This window comes from Pseudomonas entomophila (genome assembly GCF_013523125.1).
In the GTDB taxonomy this organism is placed as follows: domain Bacteria; phylum Pseudomonadota; class Gammaproteobacteria; order Pseudomonadales; family Pseudomonadaceae; genus Aquipseudomonas; species Aquipseudomonas entomophila_B.
In genome coordinates this window covers 1-618 of sequence record NZ_JAAMQJ010000112.1, presented here as the reverse complement: position 1 = coordinate 618, position 618 = coordinate 1, and the positions used below count along the sequence as shown (strand labels likewise).

Sequence of the window (618 nt, the reverse complement as noted above, 5' to 3'; positions counted from 1 at the left end):
AGATCAACGCGGCATTGGCCGCTGCTATTGCCGCAGTGCCATCGAACACCAAGCGCTACTGGGTCAACCAAATCAGTGGGGACGATACAGCAGCAGGTACTGCTGAGGCGCCGTTGAAGACCATCATTCAGGCCTTGTCGCGCACTCCTTCGGGTGGATTGGTAACCATCCACCTGCAGGCCGATTACGTCATGGACTCGCGTATCACTATCGAGAATCGGCGCATGTACATCGAAACCGATAAGGAAGGGGTGAAGCGTAAAATCAAGGCGGGCTATTACAAGACTGCCGACGGGGTGGCCACTTACATGGCGGGATTCCTCCTGCGCGGCGGGGAGGCGCTGCTGACGTATACCCAGGTAGAGCTACCTTCGCAGGCCGGCTTGGTCCCAGTGCCAGCGGGTATGCGTAATTCGTTCTTCACCGCCGATGTTCAGGGCGGGTCTGTTGCCGCCTCCGTAAAGCTCTCGTCCAGCGAGGTGATCTCTGCTGCAGATTCTTCTGCTTGCCTGATCGGCGCAACTCAAAGTGCGGTTGTGCTGCAAGTCATCGACACGATCTTCCCGGCCAATTTCGGCGGGCGTTATGTCTTCGGGGTCTCGGCCGGTACCAACGCCG

Annotated in this window: 1 protein-coding gene; it reads left to right on the top strand. The window is 58.4% G+C overall.

Going from position 1 to position 618, the window contains the following annotated elements:
- Positions 1–618: hypothetical protein (locus G7007_RS22730; RefSeq protein ID WP_181105179.1), on the top strand; the 618-nt coding region annotated here is incomplete at both ends.